Origin of the sequence: Scleromatobacter humisilvae (assembly GCF_023231945.1) — a bacterium.
Lineage (GTDB): Bacteria > Pseudomonadota > Gammaproteobacteria > Burkholderiales > Burkholderiaceae_C > Scleromatobacter > Scleromatobacter humisilvae.
Genome location: NZ_JAJLJH010000002.1, coordinates 58,208 through 82,790 on the forward strand (window position 1 = coordinate 58,208; position 24,583 = coordinate 82,790).

Annotated in this window: 19 protein-coding genes and 2 riboswitches; of the genes, 10 read left to right on the forward strand and 9 right to left on the reverse strand. The window is 69.8% G+C overall.

The features are described 5' to 3' along the window. Positions 1–15: 15 nt before the first annotated feature. From kbl to blaOXA, 3 genes are all read left to right on the forward strand, one after another. Positions 16–1,227 carry a glycine C-acetyltransferase gene (gene kbl / locus LPC04_RS09640; protein WP_275682006.1) on the forward strand — a complete coding sequence of 404 codons (1,212 nt, stop codon included), beginning with the start codon at positions 16–18 and terminating at the stop codon, positions 1,225–1,227. Further along, entirely contained in the window at positions 1,224–2,186 is a 963-nt protein-coding gene (locus tag LPC04_RS09645; protein WP_275682007.1) for an NAD-dependent epimerase/dehydratase family protein, read from the forward strand. Before kbl ends, LPC04_RS09645 begins: the two co-directional genes overlap by 4 nt. Positions 2,187–3,127: 941 nt before the next feature. Then, positions 3,128–3,934 carry a class D beta-lactamase gene (blaOXA, locus tag LPC04_RS09650; protein ID WP_275682008.1) on the forward strand — a complete coding sequence of 269 codons (807 nt, stop codon included), beginning with the start codon at positions 3,128–3,130 and terminating at the stop codon, positions 3,932–3,934. A 12-nt stretch (positions 3,935–3,946) separates the two neighbouring features. Here blaOXA and LPC04_RS09655 read toward each other — a convergent pair whose 3' ends face one another. Genes LPC04_RS09655 through LPC04_RS09665 form a run of 3 tightly spaced genes read right to left on the reverse strand, consistent with a single transcriptional unit; the run spans position 3,947 to position 6,403 of the window. Continuing rightward, the gene (locus tag LPC04_RS09655; RefSeq protein WP_275682009.1) at positions 3,947–4,276 is read right to left on the reverse strand and encodes an Mpo1-like protein; all 330 of its coding nucleotides are present in this window, start codon (positions 4,274–4,276) and stop codon (positions 3,947–3,949) included. A gap of 28 nt (positions 4,277–4,304) precedes the next feature. Beyond that, positions 4,305–5,105, reverse strand: a complete 801-nt coding sequence (locus tag LPC04_RS09660) for an alpha/beta fold hydrolase (RefSeq protein WP_275682010.1) — start codon at positions 5,103–5,105, stop codon at positions 4,305–4,307. After that, positions 5,102–6,403, reverse strand: a complete 1,302-nt coding sequence (locus LPC04_RS09665) for an O-acetylhomoserine aminocarboxypropyltransferase (RefSeq protein WP_275682011.1) — start codon at positions 6,401–6,403, stop codon at positions 5,102–5,104. The genes LPC04_RS09660 and LPC04_RS09665 overlap by 4 nt, the downstream gene beginning before the upstream one ends. Before the next feature lie 130 nt (positions 6,404–6,533). Here LPC04_RS09665 and LPC04_RS09670 point away from each other — a divergent pair, with 130 nt between their 5' ends. Then, on the forward strand, positions 6,534–6,998 hold the full coding sequence (locus tag LPC04_RS09670; RefSeq protein ID WP_275682012.1) for a CBS domain-containing protein: 465 nt from the start codon (positions 6,534–6,536) through the stop codon (positions 6,996–6,998). Between the two features lie 181 nt (positions 6,999–7,179). On the opposite strand, the gene LPC04_RS09675 is transcribed toward LPC04_RS09670, so the two are convergent. Next, a complete protein-coding gene (locus LPC04_RS09675; RefSeq protein ID WP_275682013.1) occupies positions 7,180–9,354 on the reverse strand; it encodes a putative bifunctional diguanylate cyclase/phosphodiesterase in 2,175 nt (724 codons plus the stop codon). A 139-nt stretch (positions 9,355–9,493) separates the two neighbouring features. Here LPC04_RS09675 and LPC04_RS09680 point away from each other — a divergent pair, with 139 nt between their 5' ends. The 5 genes from LPC04_RS09680 to LPC04_RS09700 all read left to right on the forward strand — a co-directional run bounded on the left by LPC04_RS09680 (position 9,494) and on the right by LPC04_RS09700 (position 16,439). After that, entirely contained in the window at positions 9,494–9,706 is a 213-nt protein-coding gene (locus LPC04_RS09680; protein ID WP_275682014.1) for a hypothetical protein, read from the forward strand. A 9-nt stretch (positions 9,707–9,715) separates the two neighbouring features. After that, positions 9,716–10,822: a chorismate synthase gene (aroC, locus tag LPC04_RS09685; protein WP_275682015.1), complete on the forward strand. Its 1,107-nt coding sequence runs from the start codon at positions 9,716–9,718 to the stop codon at positions 10,820–10,822. A 228-nt stretch (positions 10,823–11,050) separates the two neighbouring features. Further along, positions 11,051–12,250, forward strand: coding sequence for an efflux RND transporter periplasmic adaptor subunit (locus LPC04_RS09690; RefSeq protein WP_275682016.1), 1,200 nt, complete (start codon positions 11,051–11,053; stop codon positions 12,248–12,250). Positions 12,251–12,290: 40 nt separating this feature from the next. After that, positions 12,291–15,800, forward strand: coding sequence for an efflux RND transporter permease subunit (locus LPC04_RS09695; RefSeq protein ID WP_275682017.1), 3,510 nt, complete (start codon positions 12,291–12,293; stop codon positions 15,798–15,800). Positions 15,801–15,896: 96 nt separating this feature from the next. Beyond that, positions 15,897–16,439: a DUF4124 domain-containing protein gene (locus tag LPC04_RS09700; RefSeq protein WP_275682018.1), complete on the forward strand. Its 543-nt coding sequence runs from the start codon at positions 15,897–15,899 to the stop codon at positions 16,437–16,439. Here LPC04_RS09700 and LPC04_RS09705 read toward each other — a convergent pair whose 3' ends face one another. The 5 genes from LPC04_RS09705 to gcvT form a co-directional block, all read right to left on the reverse strand. Next, the gene (locus LPC04_RS09705; protein WP_275682019.1) at positions 16,440–16,844 is read right to left on the reverse strand and encodes a hypothetical protein; all 405 of its coding nucleotides are present in this window, start codon (positions 16,842–16,844) and stop codon (positions 16,440–16,442) included. Between the two features lies 1 nt (position 16,845). Further along, complete coding sequence (locus LPC04_RS09710) at positions 16,846–18,237, reverse strand: L-serine ammonia-lyase (RefSeq protein WP_275682020.1); 1,392 nt, start codon at positions 18,235–18,237, stop codon at positions 16,846–16,848. A 66-nt stretch (positions 18,238–18,303) separates the two neighbouring features. Then, on the reverse strand, positions 18,304–21,234 hold the full coding sequence (gene gcvP / locus LPC04_RS09715; RefSeq protein ID WP_275682021.1) for an aminomethyl-transferring glycine dehydrogenase: 2,931 nt from the start codon (positions 21,232–21,234) through the stop codon (positions 18,304–18,306). Between the two features lie 121 nt (positions 21,235–21,355). Then, the gene (gene gcvH / locus LPC04_RS09720; RefSeq protein WP_275682022.1) at positions 21,356–21,730 is read right to left on the reverse strand and encodes a glycine cleavage system protein GcvH; all 375 of its coding nucleotides are present in this window, start codon (positions 21,728–21,730) and stop codon (positions 21,356–21,358) included. 40 nt (positions 21,731–21,770) lie between these two features. Continuing rightward, positions 21,771–22,892 carry a glycine cleavage system aminomethyltransferase GcvT gene (gcvT, locus tag LPC04_RS09725; RefSeq protein ID WP_275682023.1) on the reverse strand — a complete coding sequence of 374 codons (1,122 nt, stop codon included), beginning with the start codon at positions 22,890–22,892 and terminating at the stop codon, positions 21,771–21,773. A 50-nt stretch (positions 22,893–22,942) separates the two neighbouring features. After that, positions 22,943–23,061: riboswitch (glycine riboswitch) on the reverse strand. Between the two features lie 11 nt (positions 23,062–23,072). Then, positions 23,073–23,164: riboswitch (glycine riboswitch) on the reverse strand. 238 nt (positions 23,165–23,402) lie between these two features. On the opposite strand from gcvT, the gene LPC04_RS09730 reads away from it, so the two are divergent. Continuing rightward, positions 23,403–24,515 (forward strand): hypothetical protein, encoded by a 1,113-nt coding sequence (locus tag LPC04_RS09730; protein ID WP_275682024.1) that lies wholly within the window; start codon positions 23,403–23,405, stop codon positions 24,513–24,515. Positions 24,516–24,583 lie beyond the last annotated feature (68 nt).

Sequence of the window (24,583 nt, forward strand, 5' to 3'; positions counted from 1 at the left end):
TGAAGGACAAAGCTCATGACCAGCGTCGCCGCATTCAACCAACACATCCAGGCCGAACTGGACGGCATCCGCGCCGCGGGGCTCTTCAAGAGCGAGCGCATCATCGCCACGCCGCAGGGCGCGCTGGTCAAGCTGGCCGACGGCCGCGAGCTGATCAACCTGTGCGCGAACAACTACCTCGGGCTGTCGTCGCATCCGCAGGTCATCGAGGCGGCGCACGAGGCGCTGCGCACGCATGGCTACGGCATGAGCTCGGTGCGCTTCATCTGCGGCACGCAGGACATCCACAAGGAGCTGGAGCAGCGCCTGGCGCGCTTCCTGGGCACCGAGGACACCATCCTCTACGCCGCCGCCTTCGACGCCAACGGCGGCCTGTTCGAGCCGCTGCTCGGCGAGGAGGACGCCATCATCAGCGACGCGCTGAACCACGCGTCCATCATCGACGGCATCCGCCTGTGCAAGGCCAAGCGCTTCCGCTATGCGCACAACGACATGGCCGACCTCGAGGCGCAGCTCAAGGCCGCCGACGCCGCCGGCGCGCGCTTCAAGCTCGTCTTCACCGACGGCGCGTTCTCGATGGACGGCACGATCGCGCAGCTGGACAAGATCCGCGCGATCTGCGACCAGTACGGCGCGCTGCTGGGCATCGACGAGTGCCACGCCACCGGCTTCCTGGGCGCGCGCGGCCGCGGCACGCACGAGCATCGCGGCGTCTTCGGCAAGATCGACATCATCACGGGCACGCTGGGCAAGGCGCTGGGCGGCGCGTCGGGCGGCTTCACCACCGGCAAGAAGGAAGTGATCGAGCTGCTGCGCCAGCGCTCGCGTCCGTACCTGTTCTCCAACACGGTGATGCCGGCCATCGTCGGCGCCTCGCTGAAGGTGCTGGACCTGCTCGAAGGCTCGACCGAGCTGCGCGACAAGCTGGCCGACAACACCGCGTGGTTCCGCAAGGCCATCACCGAGGCGGGCTTCGAGATCAAGCCGGGCGAGCATCCGATCGTGCCCATCATGATCGGCGACGCCGTCAAGGCGCAGCAGCTGTCGCAGCGCATCCTCGAGCTCGGGCTGTATGCGGTCGGCTTCTTCTTCCCCGTCGTGCCCAAGGGCCAGGCGCGCATCCGCGTGCAGATGAGCGCGGTGCATGACAGGCATCACCTGGAGAAGGCGGTCGAGGTCTTCACGCAAGCCGGCAAGGAACTGGGCCTGATCGGAGCCTCGAAGTGAGCGGCGCGCGCATCCTCATCATCGGCGCCAACGGACAGATCGGCTCGGAACTGGCGCTCGCGTTGTCGAAGCGCCCGGGCGTGGCGCAGGTCGTCACCAGCGACGTCGCGCCGACCGGCCGCAACCCGGGGCTGCCGCACGAGCAGCTGGACGTCACCGATGCGTCGGGCCTCGCGGCGGTCGTCGAGCGCCACCACATCACGCAGATCTACCTGCTCGCGGCGGCGCTGTCGGCCAACGGCGAGAAGCATCCGCAGTGGGCGTGGAACCTCAACATGGTGGGCCTGCTCAACGTGCTCGAACTGGCGCGCACGCACAAGCTCGACAAGGTGTTCTGGCCCAGCTCGATTGCGGCCTTCGGCCCGACGACGCCCGCGGACAACACGCCGCAGGACACCATCATGGATCCGACGACGATCTACGGCATCAGCAAGCTCGCGGGCGAGCGCTGGTGCGCGTGGTATCACAAGAACCACGGTGTCGACGTGCGCGGCCTGCGCTATCCGGGGCTGATCAGCTGGAAGACGCCTCCGGGCGGCGGCACCACCGATTACGCGGTCGAGATCTTCCACGCCGCGCTGCGCGACGGCCGCTACACCTGCTTCCTGAACGAAGACCAGGCGCTGCCGATGATGCTGATGGACGACGCGCTGCGCGCCACCATCGAGCTGATGGAAGCGCCGGCCGGCTCGATCCGCCAGCGCGGCAGCTACAACCTGTCGGCCATCAGCTTCACGCCCCGCCAGATCGCCGACGCCATCGCGAAGCGCATCCCCGGCTTCACGATGGACTGCGTGCCCGACTTCCGCCAGGCCATCGCCGCCAACTGGCCGCGCTCGATCGACGACAGCGAGGCCGCCAAGGACTGGGGCTGGAAGGCCAGGTTCGGGCTCGAGGAGATGGTCGACGAGATGCTGACGCAGCTGGCGCCGATCGTGAAGGCCAAGGCGACGGCCTGAGCGCTGCGTTGGTTCTCGGTTCGCAGGTGTGAATGCCTGCGGCGCTGGGGCGGCTTTGCTTCGCAAAGTCGCGTTGTTGGTTGTTGGCCACGACCGCGCGGGCCGGAGCGGCGGGGAGTCCTGCTCCGCTCACGCCTCGCGACGGCACGCGTCGGCCTGCGGCCTCCGCGTACCTGCTCCGAGATCGCGGAGCAGGACTCCCCGCCGCCCCGGCTGCACCGCCGTGTCTTTTGTTGGTTCAAGGATTGAAGTGCGATCGCGGAGGCGATCGGGACATTCCGTTCACGACATTGCGGAGGGATCGCGCTTCGCGCCTCTGTAGCGTGCCTGCTTGCCCTGCGGGGTTAGCCATTCGGTTGCGCAGCCGCACAGTCCGTCGCGAGACCTCAGACCAATCGCGGAGAGGCCGCTCCGCACGAACTACCACCTGTGGGTGTCGCGACCCGTCGCCGATCGACGGTGAAAGTGACCCGCATTCACCGTCGATCGGCGACGGGAAGTGGTGTGTTGCTTCGGCCATTCGTGCGGAGCGGCCTCCCCGCGACTGGTCTGAGGTCGCATGACGACATCTTGAGTCGCCGGCAGCGGTTGGTTGAGCGCCGCAGGCCACGGAAAGGGGCAGATCGACGCGTTCTCGCGATCGAGCAACGTCACGTGAATGTGCGACTCGATCGCCTGCGCGATCGCACTTCAATCCTTAAACCCAACAAGCCACGGCGGTGCAGCCGGGATGGCGGGGAGTCCTGTCCCGCGATCTCGGAGCAGGTGCGGGGAGGCCGCAGGCCGACGCGTGCCGTCGCGAGGCGTGAGCGGGACAGGACTCCCAGCCAGCCCGGCCCGCGCGGTCGTGGCCAGAAAGACCAAAGCGACTTTGCGAAGCAAAGCCGCCCCAGCGCCGCAGGCAACGACGCACCGCACACCAGGTGATAACGTGGCCGCCCATGCCCAAACAGTCCAGACATCACATCCTCGCGGCCATCGCCGTCACGACGCTCCTGTCCACCGCCGCCCAAGCAGATTGCACCCTGATCGCCGACGCATCGACAAAGCAGATCGCCAAGCAGGAAGGCACATGCGACGCGCGCATCACGCCCGCGTCGACGTTCAAGATCGCCATCAGCCTCATGGGCTTCGATTCGGGCTTCCTCAAGTCGGAGCACCAGCCCGTCCTGAAGTACCGGAGCGGCGATCCGGACTGGCGCGACTCCTGGCGCGCCGACACCGACCCGCAGAAGTGGATCCGCGACTCCGTCGTCTGGTACTCGCAGCGCGTGACGGCGGCGCTCGGCGCGCAGCGCTTCCAGCAATATGCGACGGCGTTCCGGATCGGCAACGCGGACGTCTCGGGCGACCCGAAGAAGCACGACGGCCTGAAGTGGGCGTGGATCGACTCGTCGTTGCAGGTGTCGCCGCGCGAGGAGCTCGGTTTCCTTGAACGCGTCGTGCGGCGCGAACTGCCGGTCAGGACCATCGCCTACGAGATGACGGCGCGCATCACCGCGATGGCCGGCGAACACGGCGGCTGGGAGATCCACGGCAAGACCGGCGCCGGCTTTCCGGTATTGGCCGATGGCCGCAGCGACCATGCGCATGGCTACGGCTGGTTCGTGGGCTGGGCCACGAAAGGCGATCGCACGTTCGTGTTCGTGCGTCAGATCCAGGACACCGAGGCGCACGACAGCCCCGCGGGCGTGCGCGCGCGCGACGCCTTCCTGCCGGGGCTGCCGGCGCTGCTGGACGAGTTCTGAAGCCTGCCGCGATCAGATCGCGATCTTGCCGGTCCAGATGTCGAAGTACATGCGCCAGTCGCCCATGAAGCTCCAGAGCGGGCGCTTGAACGAGGCGGGCTTGTTCTTCTCGAAACCGTAGTGGCCGATCCACGCGAATCCGTAGCCGCAGACCAGCGCGGCGACGAAGAACAGCGGCTCGCGCGTCCAGATCAGCGACCACAGGCAGATCAGCGCCAGCGTCGAGCCGATGAAGTGCAGCTTGCGGCAGGTGGTGTTGCTGTGTTCGTTCAGGTAGAACGGGTAGAACTCGGCGAAGCTGTGCAACGACTTCGGGTCGCCGTCGAATACTGCATTGGCCATCGTCGTCCCCTCATCGTTGGCATGTTCGTCACGCCGGAATGGCAGCGCGCATCGCATTCAACACCGCATCGGGCGCTTCCTGCATCAGTGCATGCCCTGAAACGATGCGATGGACCGTGGCATCGAGCATGCCCGCGAGTTCTTTCGTGGCCTTGGGCGGCGTCATCACGTCGCGCGTGCCGATGATCAGGTGTGCAGGGCCGGCCACGCGCCGGGCCGCCTCGACGCCTCCAGCATAGGCGTCGCAGACGCGGAAGTCATGCTCGAACAGGTTGCCATCGGCATCGCTTTGTATGCGGTGCATCAATGCGTTGGCGCCGCCACGCAGCCACGCGCCCGGGCCGGGATACGACGGCTTGCTGGCGATGCCCGAGTGCGAGAACGCGGTGACCATCGCGATGGCGCGCGCGGGGTCGTCGCGCGCGGTCGAGAGCAACGCGTCGCTGACCTTCATCGGGTAGGCCGTGCCCACCATCACGAGCGCCGCGGCGCGCTCGGGCGCGCGGGACGCGGCCTCGAGCGCGATCAGCGAGCCCATGCTGTGGCCAACGAGGTGCGCGCTCGGCACGCCGGCGGCGTCCATCAACGCGAGCACCCAGTCGGCCAGCGCCTCGACGCTGGCCAGCGGCGGCCCGTCGGAACGGCCGTGGCCCGGCTGGTCGACGGCCAGCACGCGGTGCCCGTGGTGCGCGTACCAGCGCGCGAGCAGCGTCCATACGGAGTGGTCGTTGAGCGCGCCGTGGATGAAGACGACGCAGGGGCCGTCGGCGCTCCACGGCTTGCCGCCCGTGTACGCGTAGGCCGTCCGGCCTTGCACGTCGAACTTCATGCCGCGGCCCTTTCCGCGGCCTTCAGCGCCGACTTCAGATCGAGGATCAGGTCGTCCGCATCCTCGAGCCCGATCGACAGCCGGATCGTGCCTGCCGTGATGCCCGCGGCCGCGAGCGCGGCGTCGTCCATGCGGAAGTGCGTCGTCGAGGCCGGATGGATCACCAGCGAGCGGCAGTCGCCGACGTTGGCCAGGTGCGAGAACAGCTGCAGCGCCTCGATGAAGGCGACGCCCTGTGCGCGCGAGCCGCGCAGGTCGAAGCTGAAGACCGAGCCGCAGCCGCGCGGCAGCAGCGTCCTCGCGAGCGCGTGGTCGGGGTGCGATTCGAGCTCGGGGTAGCCGACCTGCGCCACCATCGGATGCGACGCGAGGAACGCGACCGCCTTGCGCGCGTTGGCGACGTGGCGCTCCATGCGCAGCGGCAGCGTCTCCAGGCCTTGCAGGATCAGCCACGCCGTGTGCGGACTCATGCAGGCGCCGAAGTCGCGCAGGCCTTCGCGGCGCGCGCGCAGCAGGAACGCACCGACGGTCGACTCCTCGGTGAACACCATGTCATGGAAGCCCGCGTACGGCGCACTCAGTTCTGGGAAGCGCCCGCTGCGTTCCCAGTCGAAGCGGCCGGAGTCGGCCAGCACGCCGCCGACGACGGTGCCGTGGCCGGACAGGAATTTCGTCGCCGAATGGAACACGAGATCGGCGCCGAGCCTGAACGGCTGCTGCAGCCAGGGCGTGGTGAACGTGGCGTCGACCAGCAGCGGCACGCCGGCGTCGTGCGCGATCTGCGAGACGCGCGGGATGTCCAGGACGTCCAGCCCCGGATTGCCCAGCGACTCGCCGAACAGCAGCCGCGTGTTCGGCCGGATCGCGGCGCGCCAGCCGTCGATGTCGCGCGGCTTGACGAAGGTCGTCTCGATCCCGAAGCGCGACAGCGTGTACGCGAGCAGGTTGTGCGAGCCGCCGTACAACGCGGCGCTGGCGACGACGTGCGAGCCGGCGCCGGCGATCGTCGCGACGGCCAGGTGCAGCGCGGCCTGGCCGCTGGCCGTGGCGATCGCGCCGACGCCGCCCTCGAGCGCGGCGAGCCGTTCCTCGAAGACGGCCGTGGTCGGGTTCGAGATGCGGCTGTAGACATGGCCGGCGCGCTCCATGTTGAACAGCGACGCGGCGTGCTCGCTCGACTCGAACACGAAGGACGTCGTCAGGTGGATGGGCGTGGCGCGCGCGCCGGTGGCGGGATCGGGCGCTGCGCCGGCGTGCAGGGCGAGGGTATCGAAGGCGGGGTCGGACGGACCGGGCATGGAGGCTTTCCGGGATGTGTTGCGGTGCAGTATCGAAGCGCTGCGCTCAGGGCCCGACAGGGGGCCCAACGTCGCGATTGTGTGCTATGTTGGAACCCTCATTTCACTGGATTCCCGAGGAGGCGTTGCCATGAAAGTCAGCGACATCCTGCGTGTCAAGGGCAATACCTTGTTCACCGTTTCAGCCGACCAGCCGCTGCACGAAGCCGTGGTCACGATGGCCGAGCACGACATCGGCTCGCTGGTCGTCATGGAGCACGGCGACCTCACCGGCATGCTCACATTCCGCGAGGTCATCCGCGCCACCGTCCGACAAGGCGGCACGCTGGGCTCCGTCACCATCCGCTCGGTGATGGACGACGCGCCGCTCACCTGCACGCCCGAGACCGAGATCGACGAGGTGCGCCGCATGATGCTCGGCCGCCACGCGCGCTACATGCCCGTCCTCAACGGCCAGACGCTGATGGGCGTGATCTCGTTCTACGACGTCGCGCGAACGGTGGTCGAGGCGCAGGACTTCGAGAACCGCATGCTCAAGGCCTACATCCGCGACTGGCCCTCGGAAGAGGACACCAAGGTCGGCCAGAGCCTCTAAGGCGCTCGGCGCCCGAAAGAAAAGCGGCCCGAAGGCTCACGCCTCGGGCCGTCGTTGTTTGCCGGCGCTGCCGCGGGCGCGGCTCAACTGAGGTTCAAGGGAGCGGCGGAACCGGCTCTGCCGGGCCGCTCGCGGCCGGCCCCTCGGGGGCAGGGAGCGCAAGCGACCGTGGGGCTCACATTCAGGCCGCGATCATCGGCACGACGTTGGGTGACGGCAGCGGCTCGCGGCCGGCGATCCACATCTCGAGCGCCGCCGCGTCCATCGGGCGGCAGAAGCGGTAGCCCTGCATCATGTCGCAGCCCTCGCGGCGCAGGAACTGGTGCTGGGCGTCGGTCTCGACGCCCTCGGCGATGGTCTTCAGGTTCAGCGCGCGCGCCATCTGGATGATGGCCTGCACGATGGCGCGGTCGTCGGGGTCGGTGTCGATGTCGCGCACGAAGGACTGGTCGATCTTGAGCGTGTGCAGCGGGAAGCGCTTGAGGTAGCTCAGCGACGAGTAGCCGGTGCCGAAGTCGTCCAGCGACAGCCGCACGCCCAGCGCATGCAGCGCGTCCATCGTCGCGATGGCGGCCGACGGGTTGGCGGTGACGCTCTCGGTCAGCTCGAGCTCGAGGTATTGCGCGGGCAGGCCGGCGTCGCTCAGCGCGCGCGCCACGACGTTGGGCAGGCCCACATGGCGGAACTGCACGGCCGACAGGTTGACGGCCACCACCATCGGCGGCACGCCGGCGTCGATCCAGGCCTTCAGCTGCGCGACGGCCGTGCGCAGCACCCATTCGCCGATCGCCACGATCTGGCCGCTGGTCTCGGCCAGCGGAATGAACTCGGCCGGCGAGACGAAGCCGAACTCGGGATGCTTCCAGCGCAGCAGCGCCTCGACGCCCACGAGTTGCTCGCCGTTGCCGTCCAGCTGCGGCTGGTAGTGCAGCAGCAGCTCGTTGCGCTCCAGCGCGCGGCGCAGCGCCGACTCCAGTTGCAGCTGGCGCGCCGAGCGCTGCTGCATGCCCGCCGCGAAGAAGCGCCACGTCGCCTTGCCCTCGTGCTTGGCGCGATACATCGCCGTGTCGGCATTGCGCGACAGGATCTCGTAGTCGTCGCCGTCCGACGGATAGGTCGCGATGCCGATCGACATCGTCATGCTGAGCTCGTGGCCCTGCACCATGCACGGCTCGGCCAGGCGCTCCAGCAGCTTGCTGGCCACCAGCTCCGCGCCGGCGGCGTCGGCGCCGGGCAGCAGCACCGCGAACTCGTCGCCGCCGAGGCGGGCCACGGTGTCGACCTCGCGCAGGCTGCCCTGCAGGCGGCGCGCAACCTCGCTGAGCAGGGCGTCGCCCACGCTGTGGCCCAGCGTGTCGTTGATGTTCTTGAACTGGTCCAGATCCATGAACATCAGCGCGAACGGCCGATGGTCGCGGCGCGACACGCTCGTCAGCTGGCCGACGCGGTCGGCGAGCAGGCTGCGGTTGGGCAGGTCGGTGAGGGTGTCCACATGCGCCAGCCGCACCAGGTTGCGCTCGACCTCGCGGAACTGCGTGATGTCGTTGAGGATGCCGATGTAGTGCGTGACGGCGCCATGGGCGTCGCGCTGCTGGGTGATCGCGGCCCAGCAGGTGTAGAGGCTGCCGTCCTTGCGCGAGGTGCGGACCTCGCCCTGCCAGTGGCCGCTGGTCTGCAGCGCGGTGCGCACCTGGCGGCGCACCTCGCGCCGGCCGATGCCGAAGCCGAGCGCGGCGGTCTGCTGGCCCTGCAGCTCGTCGACGTCATAGCCGCTGATGTCGCAGAACGCCTGGTTGACGGTGACGACGCGGCCATCGCGGTCGGCGATCACGAAGCCCTCGCGCGCCTGCTCGAACACGGCGGCGGCCAGGTGCAGCTTGTCCTCGACGGACTTGCGCTTGGTGATGTCGCGGCCCTCGACCAGCAGGTTGGGCGCCACGTCGCGCGTGCGGGGGATCGCGCGGATCGACAGCTCCAGCGTCATGGCGCCGCCGTCCGGCCGTTTCACGGTGAGCTCGTGCGTGACGATGGCGCCGCCGACCGCCTGGGCGACCGCCTCGCGCAGCGTCGCCGCCTGCGGCTCCTCGACGCCGAGCGTGGCGATCTCGTCGAGGCGGCGGCCGGCGATCTCCGGGTGCGTGACGCGCAGCCAGTGGCGGCCGGTGCCGTTCATGTGGCGCACGGCGCCGTTGGGGTCGAGCACGCAGACGAGCTGCGGGCTGTGGTCGATCAGCCGGTTGGCCAGGCGTTCGCGCTGCAGCGAGCGGCGGGTGCGCAGCGTCTGCGCGAACAGGGCCGCGCCCAGGCCCAGCAGCGTGGCGGCGACGAGCCAGAACAGCCACAGCGGCAGGGCCATGGACGGCTCGACGCGGCCGTCCGCCGCGGCGGACGCGGGCACGGTCGCGGCCGCACTGGCGAGCGCCGGGAAAACACGCAGCGTGCGGGGGGCGAGGCGAACGGCGGCCGGGCGCGCCTGTGCGCCCATTGCGCCTCCCATGACGCTTGAACTGGGGCCGAGAAACAGCATCCCAGCACTTTGCCTCGTAAGCGCGCCGCTCGACGCGGGAATAAGGCCCGGCTGCGTGGCCTATTTCACGCCGCCCGGCATTGGCGGCGCGCGAATGGGAATCCTTCCGGATTACGAGGCGATTACGGGCGCGAAGCGCCGCCCCGCGCATCGCGAAGCCGTCCACCTCGCCGACCCTTAGAATCGACGCATGTCAGGCAGCACCTTCGGCGAACTCTTTCGCGTCACCAACTTCGGCGAATCCCACGGCGTGGCGATCGGCTGCGTCATCGACGGCTGCCCGCCGGGGCTGGCGCTGAGCGAGGCCGACATCCAGATCGAGCTCGACCGCCGCCGTCCGGGCACCTCGCGCCATGTCACGCAGCGCAACGAGCCGGATGCGGTCGAGATACTGTCCGGGGTATATGAAGGCCTCACCACCGGCACCCCCATCGCGCTGCTGATCCGCAACACGGACCAGCGCAGCAAGGACTACGGCAACATCCTCGACACCTTCCGCCCCGGCCACGCCGACTACACGTACTGGCGCAAGTACGGCCTGCGCGATCCGCGCGGCGGCGGGCGCTCGTCGGCCCGCCTGACCGCGCCGATGGTGGCGGCCGGCGCGGTGGCGCGCAAGTGGCTCAAGGAGCACCGCGGCACCACCTTCGTCGGCTGGATGAGCCAGCTGGGGGACATCGCCATCCCGTTCGTCGACGAGGCGCAGATCCCGCTCAACCCGTTCTTCGCGCCGAACGCCGACGTCGTGCCGGCGCTCGAGGCCCGCATGGACGAGCTGCGCAAGGCCGGCGACTCCTGCGGCGCGCGCATCGAGGTCATCGCCCGCGGCATGCCCGTCGGGCTCGGCCAGCCGCTGTTCGACAAGCTCGACGCCGACATCGCCTACGCGATGATGGGCGTCAACGCGGTCAAGGGCGTCGAGATCGGCGCCGGCTTCGCCAGCGTCGCGCAGCACGGCAGCGAGCACGGCGACGAGCTGACGCCCGCCGGCTTCGTCGGCAACAACGCCGGCGGCGTGCTGGGCGGCATCTCCACCGGGCAGGACCTGCGCGTGTCCATCGCGATCAAGCCGACCAGCTCGATCCGCACGCCGCGCCGCTCGATCGACCGCACGGGCCAGCCGACGGTCGTCGAGACCTTCGGCCGCCACGACCCCTGCGTGGGCATCCGCGCCACGCCCATCGTCGAGGCGATGCTGGCGCTGGTGGTGATGGATCACGTGCTGGCGCACCGCGCCCAGTGCGGCGACGTCGCGCTCGACATGCCGCCGATTGCGGCGTCCGCGCCACGCGACTGACAGCCGTTTGACAGTCGCGTGACGCGCCCGCCCGCGCGGGGGCTGGGCGGCCGCAGATCGTCGCCGTAGACTGCGGTTCGTCGGCCGGTCGCACGGCCTGTCCAACCGCACTGCAACTCGTCCCGGCCCAGCAGCACTTCGTCGCAATCTGCCCCCATGACACTGCCACCCGATCCACACTCCGTCGAAATTCAGGATGAGCCTGGAAAAACGACGAAGGAAGAGGACATGCGCAAACGCTTGGTGTTCGGGGTGGTGGCGATCGTGGTGGCTATCGGCGCAGGGTTCGCGATCAAGGCCGGCAAGGGCGCGGCCGCCATGCCGGCCAGCGCCGCGCTGGCGGCCAACGCGCCGGACGCGGCGGCCAGCGAGGTGCCGCTGGACTTCACCGTGTCCGAGGCGGCCAAGCCGCTGACGCTGGCGTTGCCGCAGATGGTCGAGTTCTCGGGCGCGCTGGTCGCCCCGAACACGGCCATGGTGCGCGCCAAGGCCACCGGCACGCTGCTGACGCTGGACGTGCAGGAAGGCCAGCGCATCAAGGCCGGCGAGCTGCTCGGGCGGATCGACATCAGCGACCTGCAAAGCCACGTCGCCGAGCGCAGCGCCAACCTGGCCGCGGTCAGGACGACGATGGACCAGGCGCAGCGCACGCACGACTCCAACATCGGCCTGGCCAACGACCACTTCATCTCGCCGATCGCGCTCGACAACTCGAAGTCCCAGCTCGAAAGCGCGAAGGCGCAGGTCGCCGCCGCGCAGGCCGCGCTCGACTCCGCCAAGATCGCGCTGCGCGACGCCTCGTTGATCGCGCCGATCAGCGGCATCGTCTCCAAGCGCTTCGTGGTCGCCGGCGAGAAGGTCACCGCCGAGCAGCAGGTCGTCAACATCGTCGACCTGCGCCTGCTGGAGCTCGCCGGCACGGTCGGCACGCAGGACGTGGCGCGGCTGTCGCCCGGCATGTCGGTGAGCCTCAAGATCGAGGGCATCGACAAGCCGGTCGAGGGCAAACTGGCCCGCATCGCGCCGGCCGCCGAGGCGGGCACGCGCTCGATCGGCGTGGCCGTGCAGCTGCAGAACCCGAAGGAGACGCTGCGCGCCGGCCAGTACGCCGTCGCGCAGGTGCAGATCGGCGACGCGACGCCGCGCCTGACCGTGCCGATCGGCGCGATCAGCTCGGCCTCGGGCCAGGAGTACGTGTGGACGGTGGAGAACGGCAAGCTGTTGCGCCGCACCGTCACCACCGGCCGGCGCGACCCGGTGCGCCAGCGCGCCGAGGTGCTCGCGGGCCTGTCGCCGGACATCCCGGTGCTGGGAGCGCGCTTCGACAACTTGCGCGAGGGCGCCAAGGCGCGCGTCGTCGCGGTCGCCACCGCGGCCACGCCCAAGCCGCTCGCCACGCCTGCCGTCCTGTCGACGACCACCCGTTGATCCGCGCCGTAGCCACGGCCTCACTTCGAGGAGAGTTCCCATGTGGATGACGCGCGTCTCCATCAACAACCCCGTCTTCGCGACCATGGTCATGGTCGCCCTGTGCGTGCTCGGGTTGTTCTCGTACCAGCGGCTGGGCGTCGAGCAGATGCCCGACATCTCGCCGCCGGTCGTCTTCATCAACGTCCAGTACCCGGGCGCGTCGCCGGGGGCGGTCGAGACCGAGATCACCAAGCCGCTGGAGGATGCGCTCAACGGCATCGCCGGCGTCAAGATGATCCGTTCCAACAGCTACGAAGGCCGCAGCGAGACCTACGTCGAATTCAAGATCTCCGTCGACATGACCCGTGCGACGCAGGAAGTGCGCGACAAGGTCTCGGTCGTGCAGTCCGGCTTCAACCGCGACGTCAAGCCGCCGTTCATCTCGCGCTTCGACAACGAGAACGCGCAGCCGACGGTGGTGCTTGCGCTGCTGGCCAACGGCCGCAGCGACCGCGAGCTGTCGCTGATCGCCGACCAGACGGTGCAGAAGCGCCTGACCAGCGTCGAGGGCGTCGCCCGCGTCACGCCGCTGGGCCTGGTCACGCGCCAGGTGCGCATCGACCTCGACCCGCAACGCCTGCGCGGCTTCGGCCTGACGCCGGCGGACGTCAGCGCCGCGCTCGTGCGCGCCAACACCGACCAGCCGGTGGGCATGCTGCAGAACAGGAACGAGGACTCGCTGGTTCGCGTCGAGGGCCGCGTGCTCGATCCCAAGCAGTTCAACAACGTCGTCATCTCGCGCAACGCGAGCGGCGGCGTGGTGATGCTGGGCGACGTCGGCCAGCTCGTCGAGCGCGAGCAGGAGCCCGACTCGCTGTCGCGCATCAACGGCAAGGCCGCCGTCACGTTCAACATCTACAAGCAGCAGGACGCCAACATCGTGCGCACCGGCGACGCCATCAAGGCGGCCGCCGACGAGATGCGCAAGACGCTGCCGCCGGGCGTCGAGCTGAAGATGATCTACGCGAACTCGGACTGGGTGGCGCAGTCGCTGGACGGCGTCAAGAAGACGCTGGGCGAGGGCGCGCTGCTGACCATCGCCATCGTGTTCCTGTTCCTGCACAGCTGGCGCTCGACCATCATCACCGGCCTGACGCTGCCGATCTCGGTGATCGCGTCGTTCATCGCGATCAACGCCTTCGGCTTCACGCTGAACTTCATGACGATGATGGCGCTGAGCCTGTGCATCGGCCTGCTGATCGACGACGCGATCGTGGTGCGCGAGAACATCGTGCGACACGTCGCCATGGGCCAGGACCACCACACCGCGGCGCGCAAGGGCACTGACGAGATCGGCCTGGCCGTGATGGCCACGACCTTCGCGATCTGCGCGGTGTTCGTGCCGGTCGCGTTCATGAAGGGCATCGTCGGCAAGTTCTTCTTCCCGTTCGGCATCACGGTGGTGTCCGCGGTGATCGTCTCGCTGTTCGTCAGCTTCACGCTCGACCCGATGCTGTCGTCGATCTGGCGCGACCCGCCGGCCGTGGCGATGCAGCGCCTGTGGGGCATCGGCCACATGATGCGCGGCGTCGACTGGGGGATGGCCAAGCTGCACCACACCTACGAACGCCTGATCACCTGGGCCTTCAGCGGCCGCCGCTACCGCGTGTTCGTGCCGCCGGTGCCGGCCTACGGTTTCGGCTTCGGCGCCAACGGCCAGCGCCTGACCGGCGGCAAGCGCGGCCTGCGCTTCGCGACGCTGACCCCGCGTGGCATCGTGCTGTGGTCCGCGGTCGGCACCTTCGTCGCCGCCATCGGCTTGGCCACCACCATCGGCGCCGAGGCGATCCCGCAGACCGACCAGAGCTACACCGGGATGAACATCACGATGCCGGTGGGCACCAGCCTGGCGCGCGCCGACGAGAAGATGAAGCAGGTCGAGGCCATCATCGGCGCGCTGCCCGAGGTCGACTCGCTGTCGACGCAGGTCGGCGGCGACAACGGGCACAACACGGCCTACGTCGGCATCGTCCTGAAGCCGCGCCACGAGCGCAAGCTCAACCAGTTCCAGGTCGAGGACGAGATCCGCAAGCGCCTCGAAGGGCTGCCGGGCATCTCGGTCGCCCTCGGCAATCGTCCGATCTTCATCTCCATCCTCGGCCCGGATCCGACCGTGCTCGACCAGATCACGGCCGACCTCGGCGCGAAGATCAAGAAGGTCAAGGGCGTCACCGACTTCGAGTCCTCGGTCAAGCCGGGCCTGCCCGCGTACGCCGTGCGCGTGCGCCAGGACGCGGCGCGCCAGCTGGGCATCACGCCGCAGCAACTGGCCGGCAGCCTGCGCGCCTACGTGCAGGGTGACGTGTCGACCTACTGGACGACGCCCGACGGCCAGCAGGTGGAAGTGCAGCTGCGCCTGCCGCAGGCCAGCCGCGAAAGCGTCGCGCAGTTGAACAAGCTGCCGGTCGCGTTCTCCGCCGACGGCACGCCGGTGCCGCTGGAAAGCGTCGCGACCATCGAGCCCGTCACCAATCCCGACGTGATCAAGCGCCAGGACCTGCAGCGCCGCCAGGCGGTGTATGCCGGCGTCGACGTGAAGTCGGGCCGCACGGTGGGGCAGGTCAACGCCGACATCGACAAGATCGTCAAGGCCACGGTGCTGCCGCCGGGCTATCGCTTCGACGTCGGCGGCGCCGCGCAGGACCAGGACGACATCTTCGGCAACATCGGCTCGGCGCTCGGCCTGGCGCTGATCTTCATCTACATCGTGCTGGCCAGCCAGTTCGGCAGCTTCCTGCAGCCGCTGGCGATCATGGCGTCGCTGCCGCTGTCGCTGATCGGCGTGATGATCTCGCTGAAGCTGTTCCAGTCGACGATCAACCTGTTCTCGCTGATCGGCCTGATCATGCTGATGGGCCTCGTCACGAAGAACGCCATCCTGCTGGTCGACTTCGCCAACCACGCCCGCAAGGCCGGGGCGACGCTGGCCGAGGCGGTGCTCAGCGCGGGCCAGATCCGGATGCGCCCGATCATCATGACGACCGCGGCGATGGTGTTCGGCATGTTCCCGCTGGCGCTCGCGCTCGACGAGGGCGGCGAGCTGCAGGCACCGATGGGCCGCGCCATCATCGGCGGCGTCATCACGTCGACGCTGCTGACGCTGGTGGTGGTGCCGGTGATCTACGCCTACATCGAACAGTGGGTCGGCTTCTTCAAGACGCGCCTGGACGCGAGCTCGCGCGGCGCGGTGATCGCCGCGGTGCTGACCGGCCTGGTGGGCATCGTGCTGGCGATCAGCGGCGTGCCGATGCCGGGCGTTGCGGCCGTGATGGCGGCGGCCATCGCGATCAGCGTGTGGGCCTGCTGGTCGTATGCGAAGGCCAACCACTACCACCGTGGCTGGGCCGCGATGGGCCTGCTGGGCATGCTGGGCTTCATGATCCTCGCGTTCCTGCGGCCGATCCAGGACGGCGGCCCGCCGGAGGAGCTGTCGATGATCGCGCCGCAGTCGAAGGCGGCGGACTCGCAGCCAGACTCCGAGCCCGAGGCCGACTCCGTGATGGCCTGATCCCCGCCTTCACGCGAGGCCACCGGTTGCGAACGTTTCGCGCCCGGTGGCCTTTTCGAATCGGCGCACGGACGCGCGGATGATATGGTCCGCGCCATGAAATCCCGCCTGATCCTCTTGCTGCTCGCGTCCTGCGCCGGCACCGCCTTCGCCCAGTACAAGTGCACCGCCGCCAACGGCGCCATCACGTTCCAGCAGACGCCGTGCTTCGGCGCGAAGTCGGAAGAGAAGCTGACCGTGATCCCGAACGGGCACCCGCCGGCACGGCCGGCGTCGGCGGCCTCGGGCGCGTCGGCCGTGGCCGCCGCCGCACCGCCCGTCGCCACGCCGCCAAAGGCCAATGTCGACAAGCTCATGCTGGCCAAGTACGAGCGCCAGCGCCAGCGCGACACGCTGTTGCAGGCCGTGCAGTCGGCGCAGGACGACAAGGCCGCCCGCGTGCAACAGCGGCAGGCCGACATCGCCAACGCGCGCAAGCAGTTCGGCGACGATCCCGGCAACGCGGCGCTGCTGCGCGATGCGCTGGTCGAGATCGACAAGCGCTACGACGCGCTCACGCAGCTCGACGAGAGCCGCATCCGCGAGGCCCAGGCCGCGCTCGCGAACTGGGACAAGGCGCCGGCGCTGCCGGTCAAGTGATCAGGGCTTGCGTGCCCTGGCGGGCCGGGTGATGACGGCGTCGCAGTCGCTGCAGGCGCGCAACTCGGTGGCGCCGGACGGCGTCTCCAGCGTGGCGGTGCCGCCGGCGCGGATCTCCCAGCGCCAGACGCCGCCGCTCGAGCGCGCGGTGCCGCGCACGTAGCACGGCAGCACGTCCCAGCCGTCGCGCAGCTGGCGGTCGCTGACGACCACCGAGCGCGCCAGGAAGTAGCGCGCCTGCGCGGCCGTCAGCGCGAAGTCGCCGCACGCGGCGCCGCCGCCGCCGGCGTCGGCGCCGCGCGAGTCGACGCGCACCTCGTCCAGCGCGACACCGGGCTGCGGCGCCGAGGCGCAGCCGGCCAGGGCCAGCGCGGCCATCGTCAGCGAGCGCACGAGGCCTCGCATCTCAGCACTCGACGATGTTGACCGCCAGCCCGCCGCGGGCCGTTTCCTTGTACTTGGTCTGCATGTCGGCGCCGGTCTCGCGCATCGTCTTGATGACCTTGTCGAGGCTCACGTGGTGCGTGCCGTCGCCGCGCAGCGCCATGCGCGCGGCGTTGATGGCCTTGACCGAGGCGATCGCATTGCGCTCGATGCACGGGATCTGCACCAGGCCGCCCACGGGGTCGCAGGTCAGGCCCAGGTGGTGCTCCATGCCGATCTCGGCGGCGTTCTCCACCTGTTCGGGCGTGCCGCCCATCACGGCCGCGAGGCCGGCCGCGGCCATCGAGCACGCGACGCCCACCTCGCCCTGGCAGCCCACCTCGGCGCCGGAGATCGAGGCGTTCTCCTTGTAGAGGATGCCGATCGCGGCGGCGGTGAGCATGAAGTCGACGACGCCGCGGTCGTTGGCGCCCTGCACGAAGCGCGTGTAGTAGTGGAGGACGGCCGGCACGATGCCCGCGGCGCCGTTGGTGGGCGCGGTGACGACGCGGCCGCCGGCGGCGTTCTCCTCGTTGACGGCCAGCGCGTAGAGGTTGACCCAGTCCATCACCATCAGCGGGTCGCGCATCGCGGCCTCGGGGTTGAAGGTGAGGTCGCGGTAGAGCTGCGCCGCGCGCCGCCGCACCTTGAAGCCGCCGGGCAGCACGCCCTCGGTGCGGCAGCCGCGGCGCACGCAGTCCTGCATCACTTGCCAGATCTTCATCAGGCCGGCGTGTACTTCCTCGTCGGTGCGCCAGTGGCGCTCGTTGCGGCGCATCAGCTCGGCGATGCTGATGCCGTGCTCCGCCGTCAGCCGCAGCAGGTCGTCGCCGCTGTGGAACGGGTAGGGCAGCACCGTGGTGTCGGGCGCGATCGTCTTCTGCTTCGAGCCGTCGGCCGCCACCTCGTCGCTGACGACGAAGCCGCCGCCCACCGAGTAGTAGACGCGATTCTCGATCTCGTTGCCCTGCGCGTCGAAGGCCGTGAAGCGCATGCCGTTCGCGTGGAACGGGAGCGTCTCCCGGCGATGCATGATGAGGTCGGTGGCCTCGTCGAACGAGATGATGTGCATCCCGCCCAGCAGCACCTGCTTGTTGGCGCGCATCGCCTCCAGCTCGAGCGGCACGCGCTCGATGTCGACGGTGTCGGGCTCGTGGCCGTGCAGGCCCAGCAGCACGGCCTTGTCGCTGCCGTGGCCCTTGCCGGTGGCGCCCAGCGAGCCGTAGAGGTCGGCCTTCACGCGCGCCGTGCGTTCGAGCAGGCCCTCGTGCTGCAGGCGGCTGGAGAACATGCGCGCCGCGCGCATCGGGCCCACCGTGTGGGAGCTCGACGGGCCGATGCCGATCTTGAAGAGGTCGAAAACCGAGACTGCCATGATTGCCTTTGAGCGGTCAGGCCACCGCTTGTGACGGCGGCCTGGCAGCGGTGAACGACGGTGGGATCAGGCCTGCGCGGCCTCTGCCTCGGCGGCTTCGGCGAAGTCGCTCATCGGCACGCAGCTGCAGAACAGGTTGCGGTCGCCGTAGACGTTGTCGACGCGGCCCACCGGCGACCAGTACTTGCCCAGCCGAAGCGCCGTCACCGGATAGGCCGCGTCCTCGCGCGTGTACGCGTGGGGCCACTCGGCCTTGAGCAGGGCCTGCGCGGTGTGCGGGGCGTTCTTCAGCGGGTTGTCCTCGCGCGGCCAGCTGCCCTGTTCGACCTTGGCGATCTCGGCGCGGATGGCGATCATCGCGTCGCAGAAGCGGTCGAGCTCGACCAGCGGCTCGCTCTCGGTGGGCTCGACCATCAGGGTGCCGGCGACCGGGAACGACAGCGTCGGCGCGTGGAAGCCGTAATCGATCAGGCGCTTGGCGACGTCCTCGGCGCTGATGCCCGACGAGTCCTTCAGCGGGCGCAGGTCGAGGATGCACTCGTGCGCCACGCCGCCGCCCTTGATGCCGGCGACGCCGCCGCTGAAGTGGATGTCGTAGTGGCCGGACAGCCGCGCCGCGATGTAGTTGGCGTTGAGGATGGCCGTCTCGGTGGCCTGCTTCAGGCCCGCGGCGCCCATCATGCGCACGTACATCCAGCTGATCGGCAGCACCGCGGCGTTGCCCAGCGGCGCGGCCGAGACGGCGCCGACGCGCCTGGTGTCGTCCGCACCCAGGCCGCCCGAGCGATGCGCCGGCAGGAAGGGGACGAGGTCCTCGACCACGCAGACCGGGCCCACGCCCGGGCCGCCGCCGCCGTGCGGGATGCAGAAGGTCTTGTGCAGGTTCAGGTGGCTGACGTCGCCGCCGAACTGGCCCGGCGCCGCGACGCCCACCATCGCGTTCATGTTGGCGCCGTCGACATAGACGCGGCCGCCGTACTGGTGCACGAGCGCGCACAGCGCCTTGACGCCCGGCTCGAACACGCCATACGTGGAGGGGTACGTGATCATCATCGCGGCCAGGTCGTCCTTGTGCGCGATGCACTTGGCCTCGAGGTCGGCCATGTCCACTTCGCCCGCGGGCGTGCACTTCACGACCACGACCTTCATGCCCACCATCTGCGCCGACGCCGGGTTGGTGCCGTGCGCCGATTCGGGGATCAGGCAGACGTCACGCGAACCCTCGCCACGCGACTCGTGCCAGGCCTTGATCACCAGCAGGCCCGCGTATTCGCCCTGCGAGCCGGCGTTGGGCTGCAGGCTGATGCCCGCGTAGCCGGTGGCCTGCTCGAGCCACTTGCACAGCTGCTCGTCGAGGAGCTTGTAGCCTTCGAGCTGGTCGGCCGGCGCGAACGGGTGCACGTGCGCGAACTCGGGCCAGGTGATGGGGATCATCTCGCTGGTGGCGTTGAGCTTCATCGTGCACGAGCCCAGCGGGATCATGCTGCGGTCCAGCGCCAGGTCCTTGTCGGACAGGCGGCGGATGTAGCGCAGCATCTCGGTCTCGCTGTGGTGCGTGTTGAAGACCGGGTGCGCGAGGAAGCCGCTCGTGCGCACGAGTTCGGCGGGCAGGCGCAGCTCGATGCCTTGCTCGAAGGCGTCGAAGGTCGGCGGCGTCTGGCCCGGCGCGAAGATGCCCCACAGGGTGGCGACGCAGGCGCGCGTGGTGGTCTCGTCGAAGCTGACCGATACCGTCGTCGCGCTGGCGCGGCGCAGGTTCATGTGGGCCGAGACGGCGCGCGCGAGCACGGCGTCGGTCTGCGGGCCGGTGACGATCTCGAGCGTGTCGAAGGCGTGCGCATTGACGACGTCGACGCCGCGCAGCTTGAGCCCGGCCGCGAAGATCGCGGTGAACGACGCCACGCGGCGCGCGATGCGGCGCAGGCCCTCGGGGCCGTGGTAGACCGCGTACATGCTGGCGATGACCGCCGGCAGCACCTGCGCCGTGCAGATGTTGGACGTCGCCTTCTCGCGGCGGATGTGCTGCTCGCGCGTCTGCAGCGCGAGGCGATAGGCCGGCGCGCCGTGCGAGTCGACGCTGACGCCGACCAGGCGGCCCGGCAGCGAGCGCTTGAGCGCGTCCTGCGTGGCCAGGTAGGCGGCGTGCGGGCCGCCGGCGCCCATGGGCATGCCGAAGCGCTGCGTGTTGCCGCAGGCGATGTCGGCGCCAAACTCGGCCGGCGCCTGCAGCAGCGTCAGTGCCAGCAGGTCGGCGGCGACGATGACGAGGCCGTTGCGCGCATGGATCGCGTCGACCAGTGGCTTCAACACGCGCACCTGGCCGGTGACGCCCGGATACTGGAACAGCGCGGCGAAGCAGTCCTTGTCCGCGGCCTGCTCGGCCGGGCCGACGACGACCTCGATGCCGATCGGGCGGGCACGCGTCTGCACGACCTCGAGCGTCTGCGGCAGCACGTCGTCGGCGACGAAGAAGACCTTGCTCTTGCTCTTGCCCATGCGCATCGCCAGCGTCATCGCCTCGGCGGCGGCGGTGGCCTCGTCCAGCATCGACGCGTTGGCGATGGCCATGCCGGTCAGGTCGGTGACCATGGTCTGGAAGTTGAGCAGCGCTTCCATGCGGCCCTGCGAGATCTCGGCCTGGTAGGGCGTGTAGGCGGTGTACCAGGCCGGGTTCTCGAGGATGTTGCGCAGGATGACGCCCGGCGTGATCGTGCCGAAGTAGCCCTGGCCGATGAAGCTTTTCAGGACCTGGTTCTTGCCCGCGAGGGCCTTCAGCTCGGCCAGCGCCTTGGCCTCGGTCGTGCCGTCGGGGATCGCCATCGCGGCGTCGCGCACGATGTTGGCCGGCACCAGCGCCGAGATCAACGCCTCGCGCGATGCGGCGCCGATGACGCTCAGCATCTGCGTCTCGTCCGACGAGTCGGGGCCGATGTGGCGTGCGATGAATTCGGCGGCGTTCTCGAGCTCGGCGAGCGGGGTCGGGGCGGTCAGCGACATGACGGAAATTCCAGGCAGTGGGTCAGCAAGAGGCGCGCGGCGCGCGCCGGGTGGACGCGGCCGCAAAGGCGCGGTGGGCGCGACGGATCGCGTCGCGCCGGTCAGGGCGAAAGGGAAGCGGTCAGAGCGTCTTCAGCAGCGCGTCGTAGCCGGCGCCGTCCATCAGCTCGTCGAACTCGGCCATGTTGGAGATCTTCACCTTGAAGAACCAGCCTTCGCCCAGCGGGTCGGTGTTGGCCAGCGCCGGCTCGTCGCGCAGCTTCTCGTTGACCTCGACGATCTCGCCCGACACGGGCATGTAGATGTCGGCCGCGGCCTTGACGGACTCGACGACGCCCGAGATCTCGCCCTTGGCGAACGTGCGGCCGACGGCGGGCAGGTCGACGAACACGACGTCGCCCAGCGCGTCCTGCGCATGCAGCGTGATGCCGACGACAGCGGCGTCATGGTCTTCGATGTTGATCCATTCGTGGTCGGTCGTGAACTTGGTCGTCATGCAAGGCTCCTGGATGGTGGCGGGGAGAGAAGTGGAATGTTCAACCGCGGTAGTAGCGGTTGGGGGTGAACGGCATCGTGGCCACGCGCATCGGCAGGCGCTTGCCGCGCACCTCGGCGTAGACCTCGTGGGCGACGATCGCGTGGTCGACCGGCAGGTAGGCCATCGCCACGGGCTGGTTGACGGTGGGTGCCAGCGTGCCGCTGGTGACGACGCCCAGCTTGTGGCCGTGGGCATCGACGATCACGGTGCCCTCGCGCACCGGCGCGCGCTCGAGGCCGACCAGGCCCACGCGCTTGCTCAGCGCGCCGACGGTCAGCTGCTTGCCGATGATGTCCGCGCCGGGATAGCCGCCTTCGCGCGCGCCGCCCGGGCGGCGCACCTTCTGGATCGCCCAGGTCAGCGCGGCTTCGACGGGCGTCGTGGTGGTGTCGATGTCGTGGCCGTAGAGGCACAGGCCGGCTTCGAGGCGCAGCGAGTCGCGCGCGCCCAGGCCCACGGGCTTGACCTCGGGCTGCGCCAGCAGCGTGCGCGCGAGCTTGTCGGCGTCGGCCGCGGCCACGGAGATCTCGAAGCCGTCCTCGCCCGTGTAGCCCGAGCGCGTGACGTAGCAGGGCACGCCGGCGACGTCGAAGAAGCCGCCGGTCATGAACGTGAGCTTCTCGATGCCGGGCGACAGCCGCGCCATCGCATGCACGGCCATCGGACCCTGCAGCGCCAGCAGCGCGCGGTCGAACATCGTGACGATCTCGCAGCGGCCACCGATGTGGTCGCGCAGGTGTTGCAGGTCGGCGTCCTTGCACGCGGCGTTGACGATGACGAACAGGCCGTCCGCGCGGTGCGTGATCATCAGGTCGTCGAGCAGGCCGCCCTGGGCGTTGGTGAACAGGGCGTAGCGCTGCTTGTCGAGCGGCAGGTCGATGACGTCGACCGGCACCAGTGTCTCGAGCGCCGCGGCGGCGTCGGCACCCTTGAGCAGCAGCTGGCCCATGTGCGAGACGTCGAACAGCGCGGCCTCGTGGCGGCACTGGCGGTGCTCGGCCAGGATGCCGGCCGGGTACTGCACCGGCATGGCGTAGCCGGCGAAGGGCACCATGCGGGCGCCGAGTTCGAGGTGCAGGGCATGCAGCGGGGTGTGGAGCAGCTTGGCGTCAGCGGACATCTGGAATCCTTCGAGGGCAGTCGGGTCCGCCCTCATCGTAGGGGCGGGTGGATGCCCTCGCTGTCCGCTTTACCTGAGAGATTGCAGCGCCGGTGTGCCGGTGCCGCTTGCCCCTTCGGTGGACGATCTCGCCAAAGCGGCCGCATCGTCTCTCTCCAGTGAGGAACGCCCGCGTCGACGGGCGTCTCGTCAGTCCTTTTGCCTGAGCGTTCGGGGCGTCGGCCCCTGCGCCTTCGGCGGCCGGCGAACCGGCTCTCTCCTGACAAGCAGCCAGTTTAGCATCGCCCCCGCGACGGGCAAACAGGGGATGCGCAACCGGATATTCCTCGGAGGAGGGTGTAAGTTTCTGTTGCCAACGCGGCATTTCCATGGAGAATTTGTCCAAACAAGAGATTTGCCACTGGTTGGTCGCGCGGTGGTGAAACGATGGGGAGCGGTGTTGGCGCCGGGACTGACCGGCGATGTCGTTGCTCGAACGGACCGGCGGCCGGGTGTTTCCCGAGCACAGTCATGAGTCATTCGAAAGCCCCGCGGCCGTCCCCCGGGGATGCCGCGGCGAGCGAGTTCCCGTCCGTGCCGCCTGCCGACGAGCTGGCGTCCGATTTCGGCCGACCCGCGCCGCCCACGCTCGACTCGCGCATCGAGCGCGAGATCGAACGCTCGGAGCGCGCCTCGGCGGCACTGATGGCCACGCGGGCGATGGCGCGCGCGGCGTTCACCGATTCGCAGCTGGCCGCGGAAGACGCCGAGGCGCGCGCGGAACACGCCGACGACGACGTCGACACCAGCGGCTGGACCCGCACCGAATACGTCGCGTTCGACCCCACGCCGCAGGACGACGCGCCGCGCAACCTGGTGGGCGGCAGCTTCAATCCCGGCATCGCCTCGCAGCACGGGCGGCAGTACCCGAGCGCCTCGATCGCGAACTCGCCGATCAAGACCCGCTCGGGGGCCCAGGCGCGCTTCGCGCAGGAGTCGCGCCAGGCGCCGCGCAGCGACCGCGTGGCGAGTCCGACGCCGAAGTCCGAGCCCGTATTGTCCGGCGCCCACTACGACAAGCCGGCCGTGATCCCGATGCTGGCGCCGTCCGCGGCGCCAGCTGTTGCCGCGAGACCACCCGCGCGCATGCGCGCCCGCTCCAGCGAGCCGGCGAAGTTCGTGCTGGCGGCGGCGCTCGGCGCGGCGGTGGTGCTGGCCGGCGGCGCGCTGGCGTGGAAGTCGGGCCTGTTGTCCGGCACGAGCCCGAGCAACGCGGCGCTTGTCACGCCCGCGGTCGCGGCGCAGGCCGAGGCGGCGCGGGTGCGATCCGAGGCGCAGGACGTCCCCGTCGCGGCGCCGGCCGGCCTGCCGCCGCAGCGCAGCGACGCGGAGGTCGACGCCGCGCTGGCCGCGGCGGCCCGCGCCGCTGCGGTGCCGACGGCGTCCGTGCGCGCGGCGAGCCCGGCGCGCGTCGCGGTTCCGCTGCCGCCAGGCGCCGCCCCGGCGGCGTCGACAGCCCAGCGCTCGGCGCCGCTGAGCAAGGAGAGCGTCGCCGACGCGATCGCGAAGGCGCAGGCCCGCGCGGACCGCTTCCTGTCGACGGGCAGCAAGGCCGGGCCGGCCGCGGCGAGCGCTCCCGAGTGAGACCGCCAGCCAGCTGACCGGCTCGGATACGGCACCGGGTATCGATCGCGCACGAAAAAGGCACCTCG

Excerpts from the sequence above, each read along its gene's own strand:
- kbl (WP_275682006.1), top strand. The coding sequence starts at position 16 with ATGACCAGCGTCGCCGCATTCAACCAACACATCCAGGCCGAACTGGAC.
- blaOXA (WP_275682008.1), top strand. The coding sequence starts at position 3,128 with ATGCCCAAACAGTCCAGACATCACATCCTCGCGGCCATCGCCGTCACG.
- LPC04_RS09655 (WP_275682009.1), bottom strand. The coding sequence starts at position 4,276 with ATGGCCAATGCAGTATTCGACGGCGACCCGAAGTCGTTGCACAGCTTC.
- LPC04_RS09660 (WP_275682010.1), bottom strand. The coding sequence starts at position 5,105 with ATGAAGTTCGACGTGCAAGGCCGGACGGCCTACGCGTACACGGGCGGC.
- LPC04_RS09665 (WP_275682011.1), bottom strand. The coding sequence starts at position 6,403 with ATGCCCGGTCCGTCCGACCCCGCCTTCGATACCCTCGCCCTGCACGCC.
- LPC04_RS09670 (WP_275682012.1), top strand. The coding sequence starts at position 6,534 with ATGAAAGTCAGCGACATCCTGCGTGTCAAGGGCAATACCTTGTTCACC.
- LPC04_RS09675 (WP_275682013.1), bottom strand. The coding sequence starts at position 9,354 with ATGGCCCTGCCGCTGTGGCTGTTCTGGCTCGTCGCCGCCACGCTGCTG.
- LPC04_RS09680 (WP_275682014.1), top strand. The coding sequence starts at position 9,494 with ATGACGCTTGAACTGGGGCCGAGAAACAGCATCCCAGCACTTTGCCTC.
- aroC (WP_275682015.1), top strand. The coding sequence starts at position 9,716 with ATGTCAGGCAGCACCTTCGGCGAACTCTTTCGCGTCACCAACTTCGGC.
- LPC04_RS09690 (WP_275682016.1), top strand. The coding sequence starts at position 11,051 with ATGCGCAAACGCTTGGTGTTCGGGGTGGTGGCGATCGTGGTGGCTATC.
- LPC04_RS09695 (WP_275682017.1), top strand. The coding sequence starts at position 12,291 with ATGTGGATGACGCGCGTCTCCATCAACAACCCCGTCTTCGCGACCATG.
- LPC04_RS09700 (WP_275682018.1), top strand. The coding sequence starts at position 15,897 with ATGAAATCCCGCCTGATCCTCTTGCTGCTCGCGTCCTGCGCCGGCACC.
- LPC04_RS09705 (WP_275682019.1), bottom strand. The coding sequence starts at position 16,844 with ATGCGAGGCCTCGTGCGCTCGCTGACGATGGCCGCGCTGGCCCTGGCC.
- LPC04_RS09710 (WP_275682020.1), bottom strand. The coding sequence starts at position 18,237 with ATGGCAGTCTCGGTTTTCGACCTCTTCAAGATCGGCATCGGCCCGTCG.
- gcvP (WP_275682021.1), bottom strand. The coding sequence starts at position 21,234 with ATGTCGCTGACCGCCCCGACCCCGCTCGCCGAGCTCGAGAACGCCGCC.
- gcvH (WP_275682022.1), bottom strand. The coding sequence starts at position 21,730 with ATGACGACCAAGTTCACGACCGACCACGAATGGATCAACATCGAAGAC.
- gcvT (WP_275682023.1), bottom strand. The coding sequence starts at position 22,892 with ATGTCCGCTGACGCCAAGCTGCTCCACACCCCGCTGCATGCCCTGCAC.
- LPC04_RS09730 (WP_275682024.1), top strand. The coding sequence starts at position 23,403 with ATGAGTCATTCGAAAGCCCCGCGGCCGTCCCCCGGGGATGCCGCGGCG.